This is a genomic window from Vibrio sp. Evd11 (assembly GCF_900382755.1).
GTDB lineage: Bacteria > Pseudomonadota > Gammaproteobacteria > Enterobacterales > Vibrionaceae > Vibrio > Vibrio lentus.
The window spans coordinates 13,748-34,870 of the sequence record NZ_OSDX01000031.1; the positions used below are offsets into that span (position 1 = coordinate 13,748).

Sequence of the window (21,123 nt, forward strand, 5' to 3'; positions counted from 1 at the left end):
CGAAGAAGTGGCTTTTTGCTATTTCGAACACGATATTGTGCTGATGAATGAGCAACCTAAATAAGAAGTCGCTAAAACTCAGAAATTAGTCGCGGAAGTTATCAAACTGGAAAGGTTGACCAAGTTCACCGCTACGAACTAAAGCCATAACAGCTTGTAGATCATCACGTTTCTTACCAGTTACACGAACTTTGTCGCCTTGGATAGACGCTTGAACCTTCACTTTGTTGTCTTTGATTAGCTTAACGATCTTCTTAGCAACGTCAGTTTCGATGCCTTGCTTAAAGATAACCGTTTGGTGCCAAGTGCGACCTGTTTGGTCTGCTGCTTTCGCTTCCATCGCGTTCGGATCAACGTTGCGCTTCGTTAAGTTACTACGAAGAATGTCGCGCATCTGCTTTAGTTGGAAGTCATCTTGCGCTGTCAGTTTTACTGATTCGTCTTTGTAATCGAAGCTAGCTTCAACGCCACGGAAATCGAAACGAGTCGATAGCTCACGGTTTGCGTTGTCTACAGCGTTACGTAGTTCTACTGCTTCTACTTCAGAGATAATGTCAAATGATGGCATTGTGTTCGTTCCTTAAGCTAAATTTCTATCTTTAATTGCAGTTGCAAGCATGTCTAGCATGGTTGCAGTATCTTCCCAGCTTAGGCAAGGGTCAGTGATTGACTTACCGTATTCTAGGTTATTGATGTCAGTCATTGGCTGGTTACCTTCTTTAATGAAGCTTTCTGCCATGATGCCTGCAATTTGGTTTTTGTTAGATTTGATCTGTTCGCAAATGTCTTGTGCCACTTCTAACTGCTTACGATGCTGCTTTTGGCAGTTTGCGTGGCTGAAGTCGACAACTAAGCGCTCAGGAAGGTTAACTTCTGCCAGTTGCTTACATGCGTTCTCAACAGATTCAGCGTCAAAGTTAGGGCCTTTATCACCACCACGTAGAATAACGTGGCCGTATGGGTTACCTGAAGTGCGGTAAACTGTCATACGACCATTCTTGTCTGGAGAATAGAAGTAGTGTGAAGCATGCGCAGCGCGGATCGCATCGATTGCAATCTTGATGTTGCCATTGGTTGCGTTCTTGAAGCCTACTGGGCAAGAAAGCGCTGAAGCCATTTCACGGTGAATCTGAGATTCTGTCGTACGAGCGCCAATCGCGCCCCAAGTGATAAGGTCTGCAATGTACTGCCCCGTGATCATATCAAGGAATTCAGTCGCGGTAGCTAGGCCAAGCTTGTTGATATCAAGCAGTAGTTTACGTGCTTTGTTTAAGCCAGTTTCAAGTGCGTATGAACCATCTAGATTCGGATCGGTAATCAAACCCTTCCAACCTACAATTGTACGAGGTTTCTCGAAGTAGGTTCTCATGACAACGAACAGTTCATCTTTATACTGGTCTTGAATCTGACTTAAGCGCTCAGCGTAATCAAGTGCCGCATCTGTATCGTGAACAGAACAAGGGCCAACGATAACTAATAGGCGGTCATCACGACCCGTTAGGATATCTTCGATTTGGCGGCGAGAGTTTTTAATGCGCTCAGCAACGTCGTCAGTAATAGGGTGTGCATTGCCTAATTCGGCAGGAGTTGGCATAGGACCCAGAGCTTGGGTTCTCAACTCATCAGTTTTTAATGGCATGTGATAGCTTTTTTATTCTATTGCGAAGTGGTTAAGATAACGGAATTGAACAGAGGAATAAACTCTCTTACGTCAAAGTTATCTCAGTTATTGCTAATATTCTTATTTTTATCAGCAGGCCAGCGTCAAATAGGGGATTTTCACTTGTATTAACAGGCAGCTATCGGTATTTTCGTTTGAACACAACATAAAAATGCTGGAGCAGCAATGACTCAAGAAAATCAAAGCACTTTGCACCCAGAACTTGTCTTAGGTGATGTGCTGCCTTCTTATAATGATAATAATAATTCCAACCACTTGTACGTTTCCCTGTCTGAATTGGTCATGGATCGTGTGTTCTATCATCCAAGTATTGAAAGCCACTTAGATACTTTGTCTGATATTGAGAAAACCTCTTTAGACGCTATTCTTGGTGATAAAAGTGTTGATGAACATTTTGTTTCAACCTTAGTTGTCGCTATTCAAGCTGCAGTTCAGCCAAACCATAATGCGGTTCGTGTTGCGCTGAGCAGTGCCGACAGCTATGGGTTCCGCTCTCTACTTGGCGGCAACTGCGAAGTTGAAGAAGTAAACCCTGCACTGGGTGTACGCGGTGTAGCGCGTTATGCGACACCAGAATACAGCAAGGCTTTTGCGCTAGAGTGTCAGGTGATCAAAACCCTGCGTGAGCAAGGCATCAACGTTGAAATCGTTGTTCCTTATGTCCGAGCTCTGAGTGATGCAGCGAAAATCATTGATCTGTTAGCTGAGCAAGGTTTACCACGCGGCTTGAATGGCCTAAAAGTGCTCTTCTCGTGTGATGTCCCTTCTGCCGTTCTACTTAGTGAGCGACTTCTGCATTACTTTGACGGTGCGGCGGTGAACGTTGATAGTCTGACTCAATTTGCGTTGGGCGTTGATAAGCAGAATGAAGCGCAACAACATGCGTTTGACCCACAGAACGAAGCGGTGATTACGTTAATCTCTAGCATCGTAAAAGCGACTCAACACGCGAAGAAGCCTGTGCTAATCGTGACTCAAGGTTTGGTCGATTACCCAAGACTTCAAGGGTATATTGCGGATCTGGAAGGGGTTGATACCGTTATTACGGCTTAATCTTCCCTTGTTGCAAGAGTTTGAAAATGAAGAGATATCATGGAGACGTGATATCTCTTTTTTGTAACATTTTTTTGACATCTCTATCGCTAACGGATTAACTGGTCTGATGACTGATTTGATTAGGTAATCCGAATGTTGACCCCTCTACAAAAAGCAAATTTCTATTTAAGTATGTTTGGCTTTTTCAAAGTGCCATTGATCTGGTTGTGTCGCCCAAAGCTACTCGCATTGGATAACCAACATGTTGAAGTTAAAATCCCTCTTAAAAGGCGAACGAAGAATCACCTTAATAGCATGTATTTTGGTGTGTTGGCTGTAGGTGCTGATGTCGCAGGCGGTTTTCTTGCCATGAGTAAGTCGCAGCAACAAGGTGAAAAAATTTCGCTGGCATTTAAAGAGGTGACGGGCAATTTTTTGAAGCGCCCTGAGGGAGATGTACATTTTACGTGTAACGATGGAGAGCTAATCAATACCATGTTGGCTGAAACCATGTCGACTGGAGAGCGTGTTAACCAACCTGTGACGATTATCGCGACTTGTCCGTCTCTGCATGGCGATGAACCGATGGCTGAATTCACGCTAACGCTTTCTATTAAGAAAGTGCCTTCTAGAAAGTAGCTAAAAGCTTTGTGAAGGCAGTAAGAAACGCTTGAGAACTGAAAGAGCGGTATGTGGATTTTGTACCCACATACCCTATTTCGTATCTACATATCTAAAGATTATGACTCTTGAGTGATCTGCTCGATATCAACGATTTTTGAACGGTTCATTACGATTTTCCAACGGTAATAAGTCGGTTCGCTATCATGATTGTTCTCTTTGATGATCAAGTTCAGCAGGTGACGTTTTTCTACTGACTCACGACTTACTTGACCTTCATTTAGTCGATATACGTTATTTGAACTCTTATCCATCAAACGAGTGAGAGCCCTCAGGCTGACGGACAGTGTTTCACGCGTCTCTTCGTAACCACTCATAAACGTCGATGTCGACATTTCGGTTTGAGAACGATAATGCAAAATTTGTTCTTCGCGCTGAACAACTCGCTTCTTACGAATCAACTGAATTTTGTCCGCTAACTTAGAGAAATTGGCGTAATCCAACCATTCAAGTTTATGACCGACTGACTTATTTGTTGTCGGGTCAAAGTAGCGACGCTTCCACTTTGGTTTTCCTTTGCGCAGCCAACGCCAAAGTATATCCCTTAAATCATCCTTGAAGATTTCACGCAAAGCGTAGATGAATGACATGGACACGATGAAAGACGCGGTAATCTCTCCTAGGAAGTCACGAGCTAATATGACGGTCGTGGTAACCACCACCATGACCAAGCCCGTTGCGATACCTTTAACGGCTCTCTTCACGTTCTTACCCATTGATGTCGTCTTTTCTTTGAGGACGATAGGGTGCTCAATCAAACGACGCAGCAATCGCATCTTGTTACTCAAACGAGTGACATCTTCTCGAACCTTGGCTGAGTTGTATCGATTCAGCTTGCGGTGGGCAGTTTCTTTATCACAAAGCGTTAATAGGCGCTCTTTGATGGTGGAATATTCACTGCCGCGTGGCATATGTGAAACCAGCGATAAAAACCTTTGCTCTGTGTACCAAGACAGGTAGTTATCTATATTTGCATAGTAGCGTTTAAGGTTTTCTTCATAAGGAATACTTCGGCGCAGTTTCTTTAATATATCGAGAGCCAGTTCGATGACTTCATCAACTTCATCAGCCGTGACATTGTCACTCTCATTTTTATTCAAGCTGCTGACGGCTTTGTCTAACGCGATAACATATTGATAAGCGAACAAACTCAAACTAACACGATACTGCGTGATGGAGAGTCGACCACGTTTTGCTAAACGGCTGTGTACTAGAGGCAGCAGCGTTTTATCACTGTAGTAAGCGCGTTTCTGAGTAATTGAACTGTAGAAAAATGCGCTTTCAGAAAGGACTTCAGGCGTCAGTCCGAGTTCACCGGGAATGAATAGATAAACGTCCATATCGAGCTTTTTTGTCTTAGCCATCGCATGGTTAATTTTAAGTGTTATCGCATCTTGTTTATCAACGGTGATCAACGATGTCTCCTAGAATATAAAAATATGAATGAAACTAGCGAAAGCATATCAGAGATCACGTATAATCACCGCCAAATTTAAAGTAGAGACAATCTTGATGATTAATATTGGTCAAATAAACAACCTAGAAGTAGTAAAACAAGCGGACTTCGGTGTATTCCTTGACGCTAGCGACTATGGAACGGTGTTGCTGCCGAAACGATTTACTCCTGAAGGTGTTGAAATTGGTCAAAAGCTAGATGTTTTCTTATACATTGATTCTGACAACCAGATCGCTGCAACCACTGAAAAACCTATCGCTCAAGTAGGGCAGTTTGGTTTGATGACGGTTGAAGGTGTAAACAGCACTGGTGCATTCATGAGCTGGGGTGTGAAAGGCAAAGATCTTCTGGTTCCTTTCAGCGAGCAGCGTGGCCGTTTAAACGAAGGTCAGTCAATCTTAGTATATGTGTATATCGATAAAGCATCGAGCCGTATTGTTGGAACAACGAAGTTCAACAAATGGTTAGACAACACGCCTGCGACTTATAAGCAAAACGAACAAGTTGACCTTATCATCGCTGAGCGCAGCCAATTAGGCTACAAAGCGATCGTTAATGGCGAACACTGGGGAATGATTTTCCCATCAGACATTATTGGTAAGCTATTCATTGGTAAATCACTAAAAGGCTACATCAAAAACATTCGTGAAGAAGACGGTAAGATTGATTTATCTCTTCAAAAAGTCGGTGTTGCGAAGATGGATGACTTGAGCACTAAGATTCTAGATCTGCTTGAGAAGAAAGGCGGCTTTTTACCATTGAACGACAAGTCTTCACCTGAAGCGATTTTTACGGCATTCAGAACCAGTAAAGGTACGTTCAAAAAGACCATCGGTGGTCTGTACAAGTCAGGTAAAATCTCTATTGATAAAGAAGGCATTCGCTTAGCAGAATAAGCGCGTCTCTCGGTTAAAAAAAAGCCCAAACTTTCCTGTTTGGGCTTAGGGGAAAGGGCTCCAAAGAGCCTACGCTAATCGTTGTAATTCTTTGTCTGATAGACTGAAGTCTAGTTTAAATTTCTCGATGTGCGATTTTCCATAACGCAAATAGTGACTTGAATTGATATTTATGTAATTAAGTGTTGATTCGACATTGTTTTTAATCGCACCGAGTTATCTGATGTGAATAGAAAAAGCCCAAACAATTTACGTTGTTTGGGCTTTTTGTTTATTCGCATGCTTTAAGCATAATTAGAACAGGTTCTTATCGCGTACTAGCTCTCGCGGTAAACCGTTCTTCACTCGGTTGCCAACCCACTTACCAAGGCCAATGATCGCGCCGTTGTATTTAACCAGCACTTCGCCTTTACCTGACAAGCCTTCTGGGCGAACATCTCGTCCCATAAACCATTCACGTGCGTCTTCAATATTCAGCTCTACAACGTTGGCTTCGTTGCCCGTTGCGAGCGTTGTCGCTACCTGATGCTGCCAGCGGTAGCCTTTCTTATGGGTCTCTGCGATCTTGATGCCCATACGAGAGAAACGGAACTCGCCAATCATCGGCTCTAGTGCTTCAGGGAATAGCCAAACATCTTTGTCACGAATCCATACCTGCGTGTCACTTGGTAACTCGATATCCAGTGCGCCTAAAAGCTGATCAGCGACTTCTTGCTGCGCTTTCTTATTGGCTTTTTCAAATGGGAATTTACCCAAACGTTTTTTCACTTCTGGTGGTGTCACAGAAGCGAGTTTACGGATACGTGCAACGAAGAAACCTTCCGAGTCATAAACCTGCGGGAAGATGTGAAGAAAGCCTTCTTCGGTCGTCGTCGCTTTTGCATCGTCGAATAAGTTTTCTAAAGACTCGAATTCAACTGCGTCGCCAAACGTTTCTTTTAGATGGTGACATACTTGTTGGTTCTCTTCGGTACTTAGTGTACACGTTGAGTAAACCAGCACGCCGTTAGGTTTGAGAGCATGAAAAGCACTTTCAATCAGATCTTTTTGAGTGTCAGCAATATCGACCACAGACTGATACGTCCAGTTCTTCATCGCGTCAGCGTCTTTACGAATCGTACCTTCACCAGAGCAGGGTGCGTCTAACAACACAGCATCAAATTGCTCTGGTAGCCAACCGCCGAAGACTCTGCCATCAAAGTTACTTAGGGCTGCATTACGCACGCCACAGCGCTCGATGTTGGCGTGCAGGACTTTCACACGGCTTGCTGCGTATTCATTAGCAACCAGTACGCCACGGTTATTCATCAAGGCCGCTATTTGAGTCGTTTTTGAGCCGGGTGCAGCAGCGGTGTCTAACACGGCTTGATAATTCTCTTCACGTTGGAATAGAGCTGACGGTGGCATCATCGAGCTGGCTTCTTGAATGTAGAATAGGCCAGACATGTGCTCTGCTGTATTGCCTAAAGGCGCTTCACTTTCATCTGCAGTGATCCAAAAACCCGTTTCACACCAAGGTACTGGTTCCAGTTCCCAACCTTTGTCTTTCGCGCGTACGAGGAAATCTTCAACACTGATCTTCAGTGTGTTCACTCGAATACTTTTACGAAGTGGCTTTTGACAAGAAGCGACAAATGAAGCCATATCTAGATGGCTTGGCATGATGCCTTCAATATGAGTCAGGAATTCTTCTGGGATATATACGTTAGCGTGCAAAAGGGTATCTCGGTTTATAGCGTTAATGCGCGCAGTTTAAAGCAAAATGAGATTGTCCTAAACCAAATTTGCTTCAAACAATAAAAATGCAGCCGTTTGGCTGCATTTTAAGTTGAATCGTGTGTGTTTCAGTGTAGATACTTAGTTCGCTAAGGGCGAGGTATGGCGGTTCTCCAAGATTTCCATTCATCCTCGGCTTGAGGATATAAATAGAAAGATTGGTCTTCTTCTGCCAACGGTTGGAGTTCATTCGTTGGTGGCGTTGAGAAAGTAATCCCGCCTCTTAACAAGCTATCTACTGTACCAGCCTTGATGTTTGCGCCAGATAAACCGATTGAGACATCAACCCCTGACACATTCCAAAAAACGCTGTTTGAGCGGATCAGATAGGCGAATTCAGGTTTGATTTGAATGGTTGAGATAATACGGTCAGCGAATTCACCTAGCTGTACGTCAATCACAGATCCAATCTCTAGTTCTCTGAATAGAATTGGTGTGCCTTCAGATACCGAACCTCTTGTTTCACTCTGCAACGTAAACATTTTGCCTTCAGGTTGAACGGGGCCTTGGCTGAGCTTAAATGCCGTGGTTTTGCCGCCTTTTCCTGGTTCAACATTGATGTGTTTAGAGAGTAGTGCTGATACGTTTTTGATACCGTTTAGGCCGATCTCTGGCTCTGCTAACCAAAAGTGGCTGTTTGCGACGGCTATTTTCTCAACGTATTCCGGTAAAACGCGAGCGGTAATTTCGATGCCACCTTTGTTAAAGTTCGGAATCACGAGAGTCACTTCACCAACTGTTACGCCCTGATACTTGATCGCCATGCCCTTGCTGACTTCTTGGTCGCCAGAAGAGGTGATGGTAATCGCACGGCCAAACTTTCTTGCAGATTTCGAATCGGCATATAGCTTCCAAACGTTACCCAGCTTGTTGTCGATCCCTGGTAGTGAATCAAAGGCAATACCGCCTTGAATCAATGTTTTAACCGGCGCGGCTTTAATACTGATACCTGATAAAGAGGCATCGACTTCAACACCTGAGCGATTCCAAAAAACCGTGTGCTTGTTGATCAAGTGCGTGTAACGGTTTTCGATGGTTACTTCGATTCTTACGCCACCATCGGCAAGCTGAAAGTTAGAAATACTACCGACTTGAAGGTTACGGTAGAGCAGAGGACTTCCTTTCGAAATAGAAGGCAGTTCACTGGCAAACAACGACATCTTTTTAGACCCAGTTTGATTGAACTTCGCGATCTCTGCTAATGACTTACTTTGGAATAATTGATAGTTAGAGCGAGACTTACTGTTGCCTTCACTTACAAAGCTAATAGACCCGCTCAACAGCTGTTTGGCTGGCGGGACAGTGACGCTTAACCCTGACTCTGTAAGCTCTGCCGTTGCACTGCCTGTCACGAAGAAGCGGTTATTACTTTTGATAAGGTGTGCATATTGGTTGTCGATCAGCGCGTCCATGAATACTTCATGCTTGTCGCTACCGGTTCCAACACTTTCAACCAGCCCAACATCAATGATTGAGCCAACGGCTATGCCTTTATAAAGCAATTGGGTTCCGACATCCAAACCAAATGAATTGTTAGAGGTTAGACGAATCGCAACAGACTTTTCTTGCTCCTGACTGAATTCGTTCTTGCGGATAGCGGTAAATCGGCGAGATTTTTCACCTTCACCGGGTACTAATGTCAGGAAGTTACCTGTCACTAAGTTAGCAAGGTTTTTCATGCCCGTTAGAGATAGTTCAGCCTCTTCTAGAACGAATTTACTTCCGCTGTTCAAAAAGTCGCTGAATGCAGGTTGAATAGCGGCAGAAGCGACGACATTTTCACGACCTTTACTCAACGATAGATCGGTAACCTGACCGATTTCGATGCCTCTGTACATGATAGGTGCGCCAGTTGCGCTGATCTTGTTGTCGTCTGGTACCGCTATCTTGATTGAGATACCACGACCCGCGGTTTTTAAGTCAGGGTAGAGCTTAAATTCGGTGTTCATTTCAACGGGCTGGCCTTCTCCCGGAGAGTCGACCGCAATGGAGCCGCCAAGTAGGGCACTTAAGCTCTCTAATCGTACGTCAACACCAGAGAAGCCGATACTCGCCCCCAAACCGCTTACATTCCAAAAACGACTTTGGTCGGTAATGATATGGCTGTATTCGTCTTTGATGGCCGCTTGAATGGTTACCGACTTAGCATTTTCATTGAGTTGATAGTTATAAACTTCACCAATCGGGATCTTGCGGTAAACAATTTGTGAACCGACAGATACGCCGCCAAGGTCTTTAGTCGTCAACGATATATTGAGACCTTTCGACGCCAATAAGTCAGAAGGTGACGACTCCAAGGCGTGAAACACCGTTTCTGGTTTCTCTTTGGTTTCACTAGGGTGAATCGCAATATAGTTACCCGAAACTAGGGCGTCTAAACCAGAAATGCCAGATAGGCTTGCTGTTGGTTTTACCAGCCAGAAACGCGTTCCCTTTGAAAGAAGCTTTTGAGCCTCAGGATAGATGTCTGCATCAACATAAATGCTTGAGAGGTCTTTGGACAACGTGATATCACGAACCATACCCACTTCTAAACCTTGATAGCGAATCGTGGTTCGCCCTGCGACTAACCCCGCGGCATCCGAGAAGTAGATCTGCACACGTTGTCCTGCATCGTGTACTGACTTCATAACCAGCCAACCAGCAAGTGCTACGGTTAGAATCGGCAGAATCCACAAAGGTGAGATCCCTTTGTTTTTTCTAACTTCTGGTGAATATGACGTTTGTGATTGGTTATTGTTGTTCATTCACTGACTCATCTTTAGAGGTGTGGTTATCCCAAATTAGCCTAGGATCTAAGCTTTCCGCTGCCAGCATTGTCATAACAACAACGACACCGAAAGCCACAGCACCATAACCTGGTGTAAAGTTTAAAATTTGTCCACGGTCGACCAATGTCATCATGATCGAAATAACAAAGAGATCCATCACCGACCATTTACCGACCCATTTCACGATGAAATAGATGATCATTCTTTGCCTATGATAGCGTGCTCGTTTCATTTGAATACAAAGCAGTATGTACGTGAGACCGAGAATCTTGGCCACTGGAACCACAATACTTGCAATAAAAATAATCGCAGCGATGCCGTACATATCAGTATTGATGAGTGAGGCGACACCCGAAATGATCGTGTCTTCTAACCTTTGCCCATTGGTGATTACGATTGAAATTGGAATAACGTTCGCTGGTATTATGGCTACGGAAGCCGCAAATAACAGTGCCCAAGTCTTTTGTATAGAGTAGGGCTTGCGGTGATATAAGTCATGGTGACAACGTACACAAGCGTCGCTTTCAGGCTGAGATAGATGACAGTTGTGACAGTGAACATTTTTGCTTTCTGTAAAAGAGTAGTCTGATTCTTTAGCCCAAGCTTCCCAGTAACGTCGCACACTAATGCGGCTTACCAATAGAACGCTGAATAGCTGCAGTAGAATCAATCCAATTAAACCGGGACCAACAAAAATATCGGAATAGTCTTGTAGTTTGAAACATGAGATGGCCACACTCACCAAAAACACATCCAACATCATCCAGTGCTTTAAGGTTTGGATAATCGTTAGCGAATAACGAAATGGTGTGAAAATTTTAAAACGCAATGATGCGTGTGTGATAAGCACAGAAGTACAAACAAGGAATGGCGCGATAGAGCTACAAAATAAAATGAGTAATCCAAGCAGTGGGAAGCCTTCTCCCATCAAGGTAAATACACCTGAAGGTAATGTGGCAGGTATCATGACACCAATGAGGCGGATACTGATGAATTCAAAGAAATGAGAAGGGATAAATAGCAATAAGCAAGTCACTGCGATCGCTAGGTTTCCAGAGAGGCTAGGTGTGCCTCCGCGGTATAACTGAGTTCCGCACCTAGGGCAGTAAGCTGACTTCCCATGTGGGATGTCCATCTTGTCTATTGGAAGTTCACAGCCTTGGCATAGTCGTACAGAACTGCTGTCGCACAAGTGCTTACCTTGTGGTTGTCCGGACGATGGTTGATCGCTTGGTAACGATTCTGCGGTGACAGGATGAAAGGGGGAGGTCACAAGACCTCCCAAGTTGAAGCATTGGTCAAAACATCGAAATGACTTAACTTACTAGAACGACAAACTTCAGGCGTGCGATTGCACACTGCCATAGAGTGTTTGATAAAGTCCTTGTTGTTCAACCAATTCACCATGTGTTCCCGTCTGTGTGACTTGCCCATCTTCTAAAACATAGATCAGATCAGCTTGTTTCACTGCTGATAATCGATGGGCCACAATCAAAGTTGTGCGATCTTTCAAAAATTCGCTTAGCGCTTTGTGCAGAGCTGACTCTGTCGCGGTATCAAGTGCTGATGTTGCTTCATCAAGAATAACAAACTTCGGATTGCTCAACACCATACGGGCGATGGCCAGTCGTTGTCGTTGACCACCAGACAGTCGAACGCCATTCCTACCAATTTGAGTATCCAAACCGTTACTTAGCTGCTTAATCACATCTTGCATCTGAGACACTTCAAGCGCACGCCATAGCGACATTTCATCGTATTCGGCGCCGAGGGTCAGATTATGCCTCAATGTGTCATTAAAAAGTATAGGTTGCTGTAAAACAACGGCAATTTGATTACGAATTACGTCAAAGCTGATGTCGTCCGTTGTTTCACCGTTATAACGAATACAACCAGAGTCGGCTTGATAAACCCCAATCAGCAACTGTATTAATGTCGATTTACCTCCGCCACTGGCACCGACTAGAGCGACCTTTTTACCTGCAGGTATGTGTAAGGATAGCCTATTTAAAACAGTGTTTTCTAATGTGTAAGAGAATGTAACATCTTCAATATCGACGGTCACTTCTTGGTGTTCATTGAACGGGTTTACTTTACTCACCGGTCGATGCTCTTCTTCAAGTAGCAGTAGGTCGTTAATACGTTGAAGCGCTGCCTTCGCGCTATACCACGAAAACTGAATGCCTAATAACTCTTGAACAGGGCCGAGCATGAACCATAAGTAGCCGAAGACTGCGAAAATTTGGCCAATGGTTAAATCACTAAATAACACCATCAGCATTGCCACAGCACGGAACAGTTCAAAACCTAATAGAAACAGTAAAAAGGACACTCGACCTGCGGCTTCAGATTGCCATGCGTATTTATCGGCGTCGATTCTTACTTGGTTTGCCTGAACTTTCAGTTCGTCCAGAAAGATACGTTCTTTGTTAGCGGCACGAAGCTGGTAGATGCCATCTAAGGTTTCAACTAAGCGATTCTGAAAACGCTCAAAAGATTGGTTCTCATATTTTTTGAGGTGTTTAACACGGCTACCGAGTTTACGAGAAAAATAAATAACAACAGGATTGACCAGTAGAATGAACAGCCCTAAACGCCACTCTAACCATAGTAAGACGATAGCGGTACCGAGCACCGTTAAGAAGCTGATGATAAATTTAGAAAGGGTCGAGCCAATGAACTTATCAATAGTCTCTATGTCTGTAATAAGGTGAGCATTAATCCCGCCGCTGCCTTTGGTTTCGTATTGTCGGATGCTAATGCGGCCAAGTTTATCGATCATCTTGCTACGCATTTGGTAGGTGATCGTTTTGGAAACCAAAGTGAATTGACGACCTTGTAGAATATTCAACGCTTGGCTAGCAGAGCGCATCAGGATAACTAACAAGAGAGTAAGAGCAATATAGCCAGTTGGCGTTTGCAGCGAGACTGGAAGTAGGTGATTCATCATCTCTAACCCTGAAGCCGGCTTATCAAGCAAAACTTCGTCAACCATGAGTGGCATAAGCAGAGGGATAGGGACGCTAATTAAGGTTGCAAGAATGGCAACAAAGTTAGCAAACAGTAATTTGGACTTGTGTTTTTTTACTTGAGTTATCAACCAAGAACGGCTAATAGTGTCTTCTGAATTGTTCATTGTAATGAGAATAAGTCCTATTTAGTTTGATGGCCGCATCTTACTGCGTTCTCTTGATAATGGAAGTCTCAATTTAATTGGAAGTTAATATGAAAATAGAACATTACCAACGCTTAACCAAACAAGCCGTTGCATTAATTGAATCAGAAACCGATCTAATTGCAAATCTTGCAAATATTAGCTCACTATTGTTCATGGAATTAGATGAACTTAATTGGGCTGGTTTTTATTTAATGAAGCAAGATAAGCAAATGCAACAAGATGAGCTTGTGCTTGGTCCATTCCAAGGTCAACCTGCGTGTGTTCGAATTCCTGTAGGGCGTGGAGTCTGTGGAACTGCGGTTGCGACGAATACAGTTCAGCGCATTCATGATGTGCATGAGTTCGAAGGTCACATCGCTTGTGACGCTGCAAGTAACTCAGAAATCGTTATACCATTTTCGATTGACGGGAAAATTGCGGGCGTTCTTGATATCGATAGCCCAAATGTTGGTCGTTTTTCTCAAATTGACGAGGACGGATTAACATTTTTCATGGCAGAAGTGGAAAAGCTGCTTAATTCGCACGCGAACAAGGCATAAATTATTCTCTTACTGTGGTTTTTCCCAAGCATCTCTCTATAATACGTAAAAATATTTTCTTAATGCTCGCGGAAAACCGCAAAAACCAGGAACCCACATGGAAAACACTGAAAAGTTAAAAAACAGCAAAGAAGTTATCGCATATGTTGCTGAATGTTTCCCTAAATGCTTTACTCTAGAAGGTGAAGCGAAACCACTTAAAATTGGTATTTTTCAAGATCTTGCTGAACGTCTAAATGAAGACGAAAAAGTAAGTAAGACTCAGCTTCGTGCAGCGTTAAGACAGTACACATCATCATGGCGTTACCTGCACGGCGTAAAAGCTGGCGCAGAACGTGTTGACCTAGACGGCAACGTATGTGGCACACTAGAAGAAGAGCACGTTGAGCACGCTAAAGCGACACTTGCAGAAAGCAAAGCGAAAGTTCAGGCTCGTCGTAAAGAACAAGCACAGAAAGCTCGTGACGAAGGCAAAGCGAAAGCTAAAGCGAAGAAAGCTCAACAGCCTCGTCGTCAAGCGCCTAAAGCACCGAAAGTAGAAAAGCCTGTAGAAACACGCGCTTTGAACGCCGATGAATTTATCACTGGTAAAGAAGTAAATGTGAACATGGGTACAGGAAACATGGCTGCGACCATTGTTGAAATCAATAAGGAAGATGTGCGTGTTCAGTTAGCAAACGGCCTACAAATGGTTGTTAAAGCGGAGCACTTGCGCGCTTAAAGGAGATACTCCTACGCATGAAATGCCGTTCAAAATTGACACTGATTGCTGCTAGCTTTTTGCTAGCAGCTTCAGCTCAGGCTCTTGAAGCCAAATTAAATCAGGACGATTTACCTCTACTCGCTCCTGAGGTTCAACACCAAACTGCTAGTAAACGTGTTACTTCTCGATTTACTCGTTCCCACTATAAACACTTCAATCTCAACGATGATTTCTCCCAAGCTATCTTTAATCGTTATTTAGAGATGCTGGATTATAACCGTAATATCTTCACTCAAGCTGATATTGACTCTTTCGCTACTTCATCTAAACAAATTGATGACCAACTGAAAGCCGGTAATAACCAAATTGCATTCGATGTTTATAATTTGTCCATGCAGAAGCGTTTTGAACGTTTCCAATATGCGCTGTCTTTACTAGATACTGAGATTAAGTTTGATACTGATGAAAGTATTGAGCTCAATCGTAGCGAAGCGGAATGGCCAAAAGATATCGCTGAAGTGAATGAGCTTTGGAGGAAGCGTGTTAAATACGACGCGTTGAATCTAAAACTTACAGGTAAAGAGTGGCCAGAGATTCAAGAAGTTTTGGAAAAGCGTTACAACAATGCGATGAAGCGTATTACGCAATCGCACAACGAAGATGCTTTCCAGATCTACATGAACGCATTCGCGCGAGAAGTTGACCCTCATACCAGTTACCTTTCTCCAAGAAATGCAGAGCAATTCCAGTCTGAGATGAATCTATCTCTAGAAGGCATTGGTGCTGTACTTCAAATGACAGACGACTACACCGTTATCCGATCTCTCGTTGCTGGTGGCCCTGCGTCCAATAGCAAACAACTGAGCGATGGTGACCGTATTGTTGGTGTTGGTCAAGATGGCGAAGATATTGTTGATGTTATCGGCTGGCGTTTAGACGATGTAGTGCAATTAATTAAAGGACCGAAAGGGACTAAAGTTAAGCTGCAGATCTTGCCAGATGGTAAAGATGCAAAAAGTCACGTTGTCACAATTGTACGCGATAAGATTCGTTTAGAAGACCGCGCTGTTAAATCAGAAGTTATCGAGAAAGATGGCAAGAAGATTGGTGTACTAGAAGTACCAAGCTTCTATGTTGGCCTTTCTAAAGATACCGACAAACTGATCTCTGAGCTTAAAGAGCAAGGTGTTGAAGGTATTATTGTTGATCTACGAAACAACGGTGGTGGTGCACTTACTGAAGCAACCGAACTCTCTGGTTTGTTTATCAAAGAGGGACCCGTTGTTCAGGTGCGTGATAGCTACGGTCGTGTCAAAGTGAACAGTGATACTGATGGCGAAATTAGTTACCAAGGCCCACTAACGGTATTGGTCAATCGCTATAGTGCTTCAGCCTCTGAGATCTTTGCGGCAGCGATGCAAGATTACGGTCGTGCAATCATCCTTGGCGAAAACTCTTTCGGTAAAGGAACGGTGCAACAACATCGCTCTTTGAATCATATCTATGATTTATTCGATAAAGAGTTGGGCTACGTTCAATACACAATCCAGAAATTCTACCGAATCAATGGTGGGAGTACGCAAAACAAAGGTGTAGTACCTGATATTGCTTACCCAACACCAATTGATCCTGCTGATACTGGTGAAAGTGTTGAAGATAATGCTCTGCCTTGGGACAGTATTGATAAAGCAAATTACGCAGTGTTACAGCGTAACGATGAAGAAATTATTGCTTTGACTGCCCAACATCAAGCTCGCATTGCTACTGACATGGAATTTAGCTTTATCGCGCAAGATATTGAAAAATATAAGGCAGATAAAGACGATAACGACCTTTCTTTGAATGAAAAGGTACGTCAGCAAGAAAGTGATGATGCAGATGTGCTTCGTTTAGAGCGTATCAACCAACGTCAAAAAGCCGCTAAATTAGAGGCATTTAAAACGTTAGATGATATTCCTAAAGACTACGAAGCCCCAGACGCCTATCTTGATGAGTCAGTCGCTATCATGGTAGATATGATAAAGAAATAGACCCTAACGTACCTTGTTAAAGGTGGCGTTTGGTAAAAAGCGAGCTTAGGTTCGCTTTTTTTGTATCTGGGATTTGACAAAAATAAGGTGTTTCTTTGTCAATTTAAGCTTGAAAATATTCTGAATTACTCATTTTTAAGAGCTGTTTTTGCGAGTAATTATGTCACCCAGTTACTTCGCACTTAAAATTTAGTGACTTGGATCATATTTTTTCGCTTTCTATTCATTACGTGCCTAAGCTTAAAAAAAACGAGGGCGTGCGTATGAAATGGGTTCTACTATTTTTATCTTGTTTAAGTTTTGTTGCTTTTGGGAGTGAGGTCGCTCCGAGCGATCAACAATCAAAAAGTGATAGCAATCTATCTCATTTTGACCTTCCTTTGTTACTTGGTGATTGGTATTTGATGAACTCAGCCCCTGAAAAAGGTACTGAAAATTTTAGAGCAATCAAGCTTACCCTCGATTCAAACTACTCATTCTCCATTGATATTCAAAAGAAAGATTATAGTGTCGACCATTGGGAAGGTTTGTATAATGCCAATGAAGACACAATTATTTTGGGTTTGAATACCTCAGAGCCTCAAGTTTACGCCTACAGCAGTAACCATAATATGTTGAACCTCAATGGCGTCATGTTTACTAAAGCCTTACCGAATGCACTGGCTGGTATTTGGTCGAGTGCTGAACTTTCAGGTAGTGATTTACGTGCAAGTAATATCCAAAAAATGGATCTAGTACTCCAACCTGACTTTGTGTTTATGTTCCGAGTGTCTGATGAAGTGGGCAGTGAAGTGGTTCGTCGTGGAGTGTATTACACGGAAGGCGACCAGCTAGTACTACTGTATGAAAATGGCGAACATGGTACTCGTTACACATTAAACAGTGATGTATTGACGCTTCAAGGTGAAGAAGGAGACATGTTCGCGGTGCTAAATCGTATTCGATAAGCACGATATCTCGCTACAAAGTCGGGTTCGTTGATAATATGGTTCACAGTTCATTTCTTAGCCGTTCCTGTCTGATTTGATTGATAAAATAGCAAAACATGGAGGCATTTTCCTACAATGCCTCCTTTTTTTAATATTCCCCTTGTTTTATTGGCGCTCAACCTTTAGATATATACAGTTAAAAAATAATTACGTATAACGATCAAAAGGAACCCGTCATGGCACATACACCTCAAGCCAAGTATCGTAAAGATTATCAATCACCATCTCACACTATTTCTGAAATCGATCTTACTTTCGATTTGTACGATTCAGCATCCATCATTACCGCTGTTTCTAGTGTTAAGCAGGAGAAAGAAAGCTCGACATTAGTACTTGATGGTGAAGGTTTGACGTTGGTTTCTGTTTTAGTTGAGGGTCAAGAGTGGACGCAATTTGAGCAATCTGAAACTCAACTGACACTGAGCGGACTACCGAAAGATTTCACACTCACGATCGTGACTGAAGTTAACCCTGAAGGGAACAGTGCTCTTGAAGGCCTTTACAAATCGGGTGGTGCATTCTGTACTCAATGTGAAGCTGAAGGTTTCCGCCGTATTACATATTACATGGACCGCCCAGATGTGTTGGCGAAATTCACGACAACGGTTATCGCAGACAAAACAGAGAATCCATTCCTACTTAGTAACGGTAACCGAGTAGACGAAGGTGAAGCTGAAAATGGTCGTCACTGGGTGAAATGGCAAGACCCACATCCAAAACCAGCGTACTTGTTTGCTTTAGTTGCGGGTGACTTCGATGTACTTCGTGACGCATACACCACACAATCAGGTCGTAATGTTGACCTAGAAATATTTGTCGACAAAGGCAACCTCGACCGCGCAAACCACGCGATGGTTTCTTTGATTAACTCAATGAAATGGGACGAAGAGCGTTTCGATCTTGAGTATGACTTAGACATCTACATGATCGTAGCCGTTGATTTCTTCAACATGGGTGCGATGGAAAACAAAGGCCTAAACGTATTTAACTCTAAGTTCGTTTTAGCGAATGACCAAACAGCAACCGATACTGACTACCTAGGTATTGAAGCAGTCATTGGTCACGAATATTTCCATAACTGGACTGGTAACCGAGTCACTTGTCGTGATTGGTTCCAGTTGAGCTTGAAAGAAGGTTTAACGGTATTCCGTGATCAAGAGTTCTCTTCTGATCTTGGTTCTCGTGCAGTAAACCGTATCAACAATGTTCGAACTATACGCGGTCCACAATTTGCTGAAGATGCGAGCCCAATGTCTCACCCAATTCGCCCAGAAAAAGTGATAGAAATGAACAACTTCTACACATTGACGGTATACGAAAAGGGCAGTGAAGTGATCCGAATGATCCACACATTGTTGGGTGAAGACGGTTTCCAAAAAGGTATGAAGCTGTACTTTGAACGTCACGATGGCACGGCGGCAACATGTGAAGACTTCGTAGCTGCAATGGAAGATGCATCGGGTGTTGATCTGTCTCAATTCCGTTTATGGTACAGCCAGTCTGGTACGCCGATGCTGTCTGTTGAAAGCCATTACGACGCAGAGAAAAAAGAGTACACGTTAACGACTCGCCAAGTAACAGCGGCAACTCATGAGCAAACCGAAAAGCAGGCTCTGCATATTCCTCTAGACATCGAACTATACGCAACGTCGGGTGACGTGATTGAGTTACAATGTAACGGCCAGCCAGTTCACAATGTATTAGATGTGAAAGAAGCGGAACAAACGTTTGTGTTTGAGAATGTAAACGAGCAACCGGTCCCATCGCTACTTCGTGAATTCTCTGCGCCAGTGAAATTAGAATACAATTATTCAGATGAAGAGCTGATCTTCCTGATGGTGAATGCTCGCAATGAGTTCTCTCGTTGGGATGCGGGTCAAATGCTATTGGCGAAGTACATCCGTAGTAACGTTGAGAAGGTTCAACAAGGTCAAGCGTTTGAACTTTCAGCTTCTGTTGTTGATGCATTCCGTGGCGTACTGCTTAGTGATTCTTTAGAGCCAGCGTTTATTGCAGAGATGCTTTCTTTACCAAGTCATAATGAAGTGTCTGGTTGGTATGAGCGTGTCGATATCGATGCTGTTGCATCTGTATTGAAAGCGATGAAAGTGATGCTAGCGAAAGAGCTCGAAGATGAACTTTCTGCGGTTTACCACAGCAACGCGTTGACAGAATACACGATCGACCACGATTCAATTGGTAAGCGAACTCTGCGTAAAGTTTGTCTAAGTTACTTAGCTTTTACTGAGCAGGGGAATGACTTGGTTGTTGCTATGTATCAGCAAGCGAACAACATGACAGACACCATGGCAGCAATGGGCGCGGCGAACAGTGCACAACTCCCATGTCGTGAAACTTTAATGGCGGATTACAGTGACAAGTGGAAACACGATGGTCTTGTCATGGACAAATGGTTTGCTCTTCAAGGAACAAACCCGAGTTCAAACGCACTTGAGGTGATTAAGGCGTCTATGTCACACCAAGCGTTCAGTTTGAAGAACCCGAACCGTACTCGTAACTTGGTTGGTTCGTTCTTAAACATGAACCCGGTTCAGTTCCACGACAAGTCAGGACAAGGTTATGCGTTTGCTGGTGAGATCCTACGTGAGCTGAACAGCAGCAACCCGCAAGTGGCTTCTCGTTTGATTGACCCTCTACTTAAGTTCCGTAAGTACGACGATGCCCGTCAAGTTCTGATCAGAAAAGAACTTGAGACGTTAAAGAACATGGACAACCTAGCAAAAGACTTATTTGAGAAAGTGACGAAAGCACTAGAGGCTTAAGTTCGCGCTCATTCAGGTAACTGTTTGCTAATAGCGGCTTACTAATAAACTGTTTATTAATACCGAAAAACCATCAGTGGTAGAGAATATCTGCCACTGATTTTTTGTTTTTGGGTACTCGTTTTGCAAACAAGATTGGTTGCTTAGGCAAAAATCATTGTTTAAGCTAAACCTTTGTTTAAACATTAAGAGAAATCAGAATCAATGTAAGGTTAGTCTCTTAGACAAGCTGTCAAACTTAGACGTTCTCACCTTTAAACAATTTTCGCCGTTCAACATTTCCACTGTTAAACATCGTTTTGTGCCAGAAAATACCGGCACTGTATATTTGTACAGGTATCGTATGAAACACTATATTTTCCAACTTAACATCTCATATCAGCAGTTTTTGGCCAGCTATTCTGGTGCGGCAAGTAAAGTCCAAGTGATCACAACAACCGGATTACGTTTACAGTTACCTGCAACTCGGTTCAGACCATTTCTTACACAAATAGGGGTTAGAGGGCAGTTTAGACTGACAACTGACCAAAAAAATAAGTTTATTAAGTTAGAAGCTCTGTAAACCTTGGCGTGCCTAGTGAGTTAAAAGGAATCTTAATCACATA

The 21,123-nt window shown here is 43.2% G+C and carries 16 protein-coding genes; 9 read left to right on the top strand and 7 right to left on the bottom strand.

Features of this window, described 5'->3' with window-relative positions:
• Positions 1-85: 85 nt before the first annotated feature.
• Both ED652_RS14120 and ED652_RS14125 read right to left on the bottom strand, forming a co-directional pair.
• Positions 86-568, bottom strand: coding sequence for a YajQ family cyclic di-GMP-binding protein (locus ED652_RS14120; RefSeq protein ID WP_004733632.1), 483 nt, complete (start codon positions 566-568; stop codon positions 86-88).
• 12 nt (positions 569-580) lie between these two features.
• Entirely contained in the window at positions 581-1,639 is a 1,059-nt protein-coding gene (locus tag ED652_RS14125; protein WP_017106999.1) for a 3-deoxy-7-phosphoheptulonate synthase, read from the bottom strand.
• 207 nt (positions 1,640-1,846) lie between these two features.
• Between ED652_RS14125 and ED652_RS14130 the strand changes: the two genes are divergently transcribed.
• Both ED652_RS14130 and ED652_RS14135 read left to right on the top strand, forming a co-directional pair.
• Complete coding sequence (locus ED652_RS14130; protein WP_102326620.1) at positions 1,847-2,734, top strand: putative PEP-binding protein; 888 nt, start codon at positions 1,847-1,849, stop codon at positions 2,732-2,734.
• A 135-nt stretch (positions 2,735-2,869) separates the two neighbouring features.
• Positions 2,870-3,355, top strand: a complete 486-nt coding sequence (locus ED652_RS14135; protein ID WP_017082222.1) for a PaaI family thioesterase — start codon at positions 2,870-2,872, stop codon at positions 3,353-3,355.
• Between the two features lie 101 nt (positions 3,356-3,456).
• On the opposite strand, the gene ED652_RS14140 is transcribed toward ED652_RS14135, so the two are convergent.
• Positions 3,457-4,812: a hypothetical protein gene (locus tag ED652_RS14140; protein ID WP_122055227.1), complete on the bottom strand. Its 1,356-nt coding sequence runs from the start codon at positions 4,810-4,812 to the stop codon at positions 3,457-3,459.
• Between the two features lie 28 nt (positions 4,813-4,840).
• Here ED652_RS14140 and ED652_RS14145 point away from each other — a divergent pair, with 28 nt between their 5' ends.
• A complete protein-coding gene (locus ED652_RS14145) occupies positions 4,841-5,749 on the top strand; it encodes a S1 RNA-binding domain-containing protein (protein ID WP_017106996.1) in 909 nt (302 codons plus the stop codon).
• 294 nt (positions 5,750-6,043) lie between these two features.
• Here ED652_RS14145 and rsmF read toward each other — a convergent pair whose 3' ends face one another.
• The 4 genes from rsmF to ED652_RS14170 all read right to left on the bottom strand — a co-directional run bounded on the left by rsmF (position 6,044) and on the right by ED652_RS14170 (position 13,432).
• On the bottom strand, positions 6,044-7,465 hold the full coding sequence (rsmF, locus tag ED652_RS14150; protein WP_122055228.1) for a 16S rRNA (cytosine(1407)-C(5))-methyltransferase RsmF: 1,422 nt from the start codon (positions 7,463-7,465) through the stop codon (positions 6,044-6,046).
• Between the two features lie 149 nt (positions 7,466-7,614).
• Positions 7,615-10,272: an MlaD family protein gene (locus tag ED652_RS14160; protein ID WP_122055229.1), complete on the bottom strand. Its 2,658-nt coding sequence runs from the start codon at positions 10,270-10,272 to the stop codon at positions 7,615-7,617.
• The gene (locus ED652_RS14165; RefSeq protein ID WP_254051702.1) at positions 10,259-11,488 is read right to left on the bottom strand and encodes a paraquat-inducible protein A; all 1,230 of its coding nucleotides are present in this window, start codon (positions 11,486-11,488) and stop codon (positions 10,259-10,261) included. The genes ED652_RS14160 and ED652_RS14165 overlap by 14 nt, the downstream gene beginning before the upstream one ends.
• Before the next feature lie 147 nt (positions 11,489-11,635).
• Positions 11,636-13,432 (bottom strand): ABC transporter ATP-binding protein, encoded by a 1,797-nt coding sequence (locus ED652_RS14170; RefSeq protein ID WP_017110703.1) that lies wholly within the window; start codon positions 13,430-13,432, stop codon positions 11,636-11,638.
• A gap of 89 nt (positions 13,433-13,521) precedes the next feature.
• Here ED652_RS14170 and ED652_RS14175 point away from each other — a divergent pair, with 89 nt between their 5' ends.
• The 6 genes from ED652_RS14175 (at position 13,522) to ED652_RS14200 (ending at position 21,080) form a co-directional block, all read left to right on the top strand.
• Positions 13,522-14,013, top strand: coding sequence for a GAF domain-containing protein (locus tag ED652_RS14175; protein WP_122055231.1), 492 nt, complete (start codon positions 13,522-13,524; stop codon positions 14,011-14,013).
• A gap of 97 nt (positions 14,014-14,110) precedes the next feature.
• Positions 14,111-14,734, top strand: a complete 624-nt coding sequence (gene proQ, locus ED652_RS14180; RefSeq protein WP_009846654.1) for an RNA chaperone ProQ — start codon at positions 14,111-14,113, stop codon at positions 14,732-14,734.
• A gap of 17 nt (positions 14,735-14,751) precedes the next feature.
• The gene (gene prc, locus ED652_RS14185; protein ID WP_122055232.1) at positions 14,752-16,746 is read left to right on the top strand and encodes a carboxy terminal-processing peptidase; all 1,995 of its coding nucleotides are present in this window, start codon (positions 14,752-14,754) and stop codon (positions 16,744-16,746) included.
• A 263-nt stretch (positions 16,747-17,009) separates the two neighbouring features.
• Positions 17,010-17,693: a hypothetical protein gene (locus tag ED652_RS14190; RefSeq protein WP_122055233.1), complete on the top strand. Its 684-nt coding sequence runs from the start codon at positions 17,010-17,012 to the stop codon at positions 17,691-17,693.
• A gap of 218 nt (positions 17,694-17,911) precedes the next feature.
• Positions 17,912-20,518 (top strand): aminopeptidase N, encoded by a 2,607-nt coding sequence (pepN, locus tag ED652_RS14195; RefSeq protein WP_122055234.1) that lies wholly within the window; start codon positions 17,912-17,914, stop codon positions 20,516-20,518.
• Positions 20,519-20,861: 343 nt separating this feature from the next.
• Positions 20,862-21,080 (top strand): DUF2835 domain-containing protein, encoded by a 219-nt coding sequence (locus ED652_RS14200; protein ID WP_122055235.1) that lies wholly within the window; start codon positions 20,862-20,864, stop codon positions 21,078-21,080.
• Positions 21,081-21,123: the final 43 nt, after the last annotated feature.

Excerpts from the sequence above, each read along its gene's own strand:
- ED652_RS14130 (WP_102326620.1), top strand. The coding sequence starts at position 1,847 with ATGACTCAAGAAAATCAAAGCACTTTGCACCCAGAACTTGTCTTAGGT.
- prc (WP_122055232.1), top strand. The coding sequence starts at position 14,752 with ATGAAATGCCGTTCAAAATTGACACTGATTGCTGCTAGCTTTTTGCTA.
- ED652_RS14120 (WP_004733632.1), bottom strand. The coding sequence starts at position 568 with ATGCCATCATTTGACATTATCTCTGAAGTAGAAGCAGTAGAACTACGT.
- ED652_RS14200 (WP_122055235.1), top strand. The coding sequence starts at position 20,862 with ATGAAACACTATATTTTCCAACTTAACATCTCATATCAGCAGTTTTTG.
- ED652_RS14125 (WP_017106999.1), bottom strand. The coding sequence starts at position 1,639 with ATGCCATTAAAAACTGATGAGTTGAGAACCCAAGCTCTGGGTCCTATG.
- ED652_RS14175 (WP_122055231.1), top strand. The coding sequence starts at position 13,522 with ATGAAAATAGAACATTACCAACGCTTAACCAAACAAGCCGTTGCATTA.
- proQ (WP_009846654.1), top strand. The coding sequence starts at position 14,111 with ATGGAAAACACTGAAAAGTTAAAAAACAGCAAAGAAGTTATCGCATAT.
- ED652_RS14160 (WP_122055229.1), bottom strand. The coding sequence starts at position 10,272 with ATGAACAACAATAACCAATCACAAACGTCATATTCACCAGAAGTTAGA.
- pepN (WP_122055234.1), top strand. The coding sequence starts at position 17,912 with ATGGCACATACACCTCAAGCCAAGTATCGTAAAGATTATCAATCACCA.
- ED652_RS14145 (WP_017106996.1), top strand. The coding sequence starts at position 4,841 with ATGAAACTAGCGAAAGCATATCAGAGATCACGTATAATCACCGCCAAA.
- ED652_RS14190 (WP_122055233.1), top strand. The coding sequence starts at position 17,010 with ATGAAATGGGTTCTACTATTTTTATCTTGTTTAAGTTTTGTTGCTTTT.
- ED652_RS14135 (WP_017082222.1), top strand. The coding sequence starts at position 2,870 with ATGTTGACCCCTCTACAAAAAGCAAATTTCTATTTAAGTATGTTTGGC.
- ED652_RS14170 (WP_017110703.1), bottom strand. The coding sequence starts at position 13,432 with ATGAACAATTCAGAAGACACTATTAGCCGTTCTTGGTTGATAACTCAA.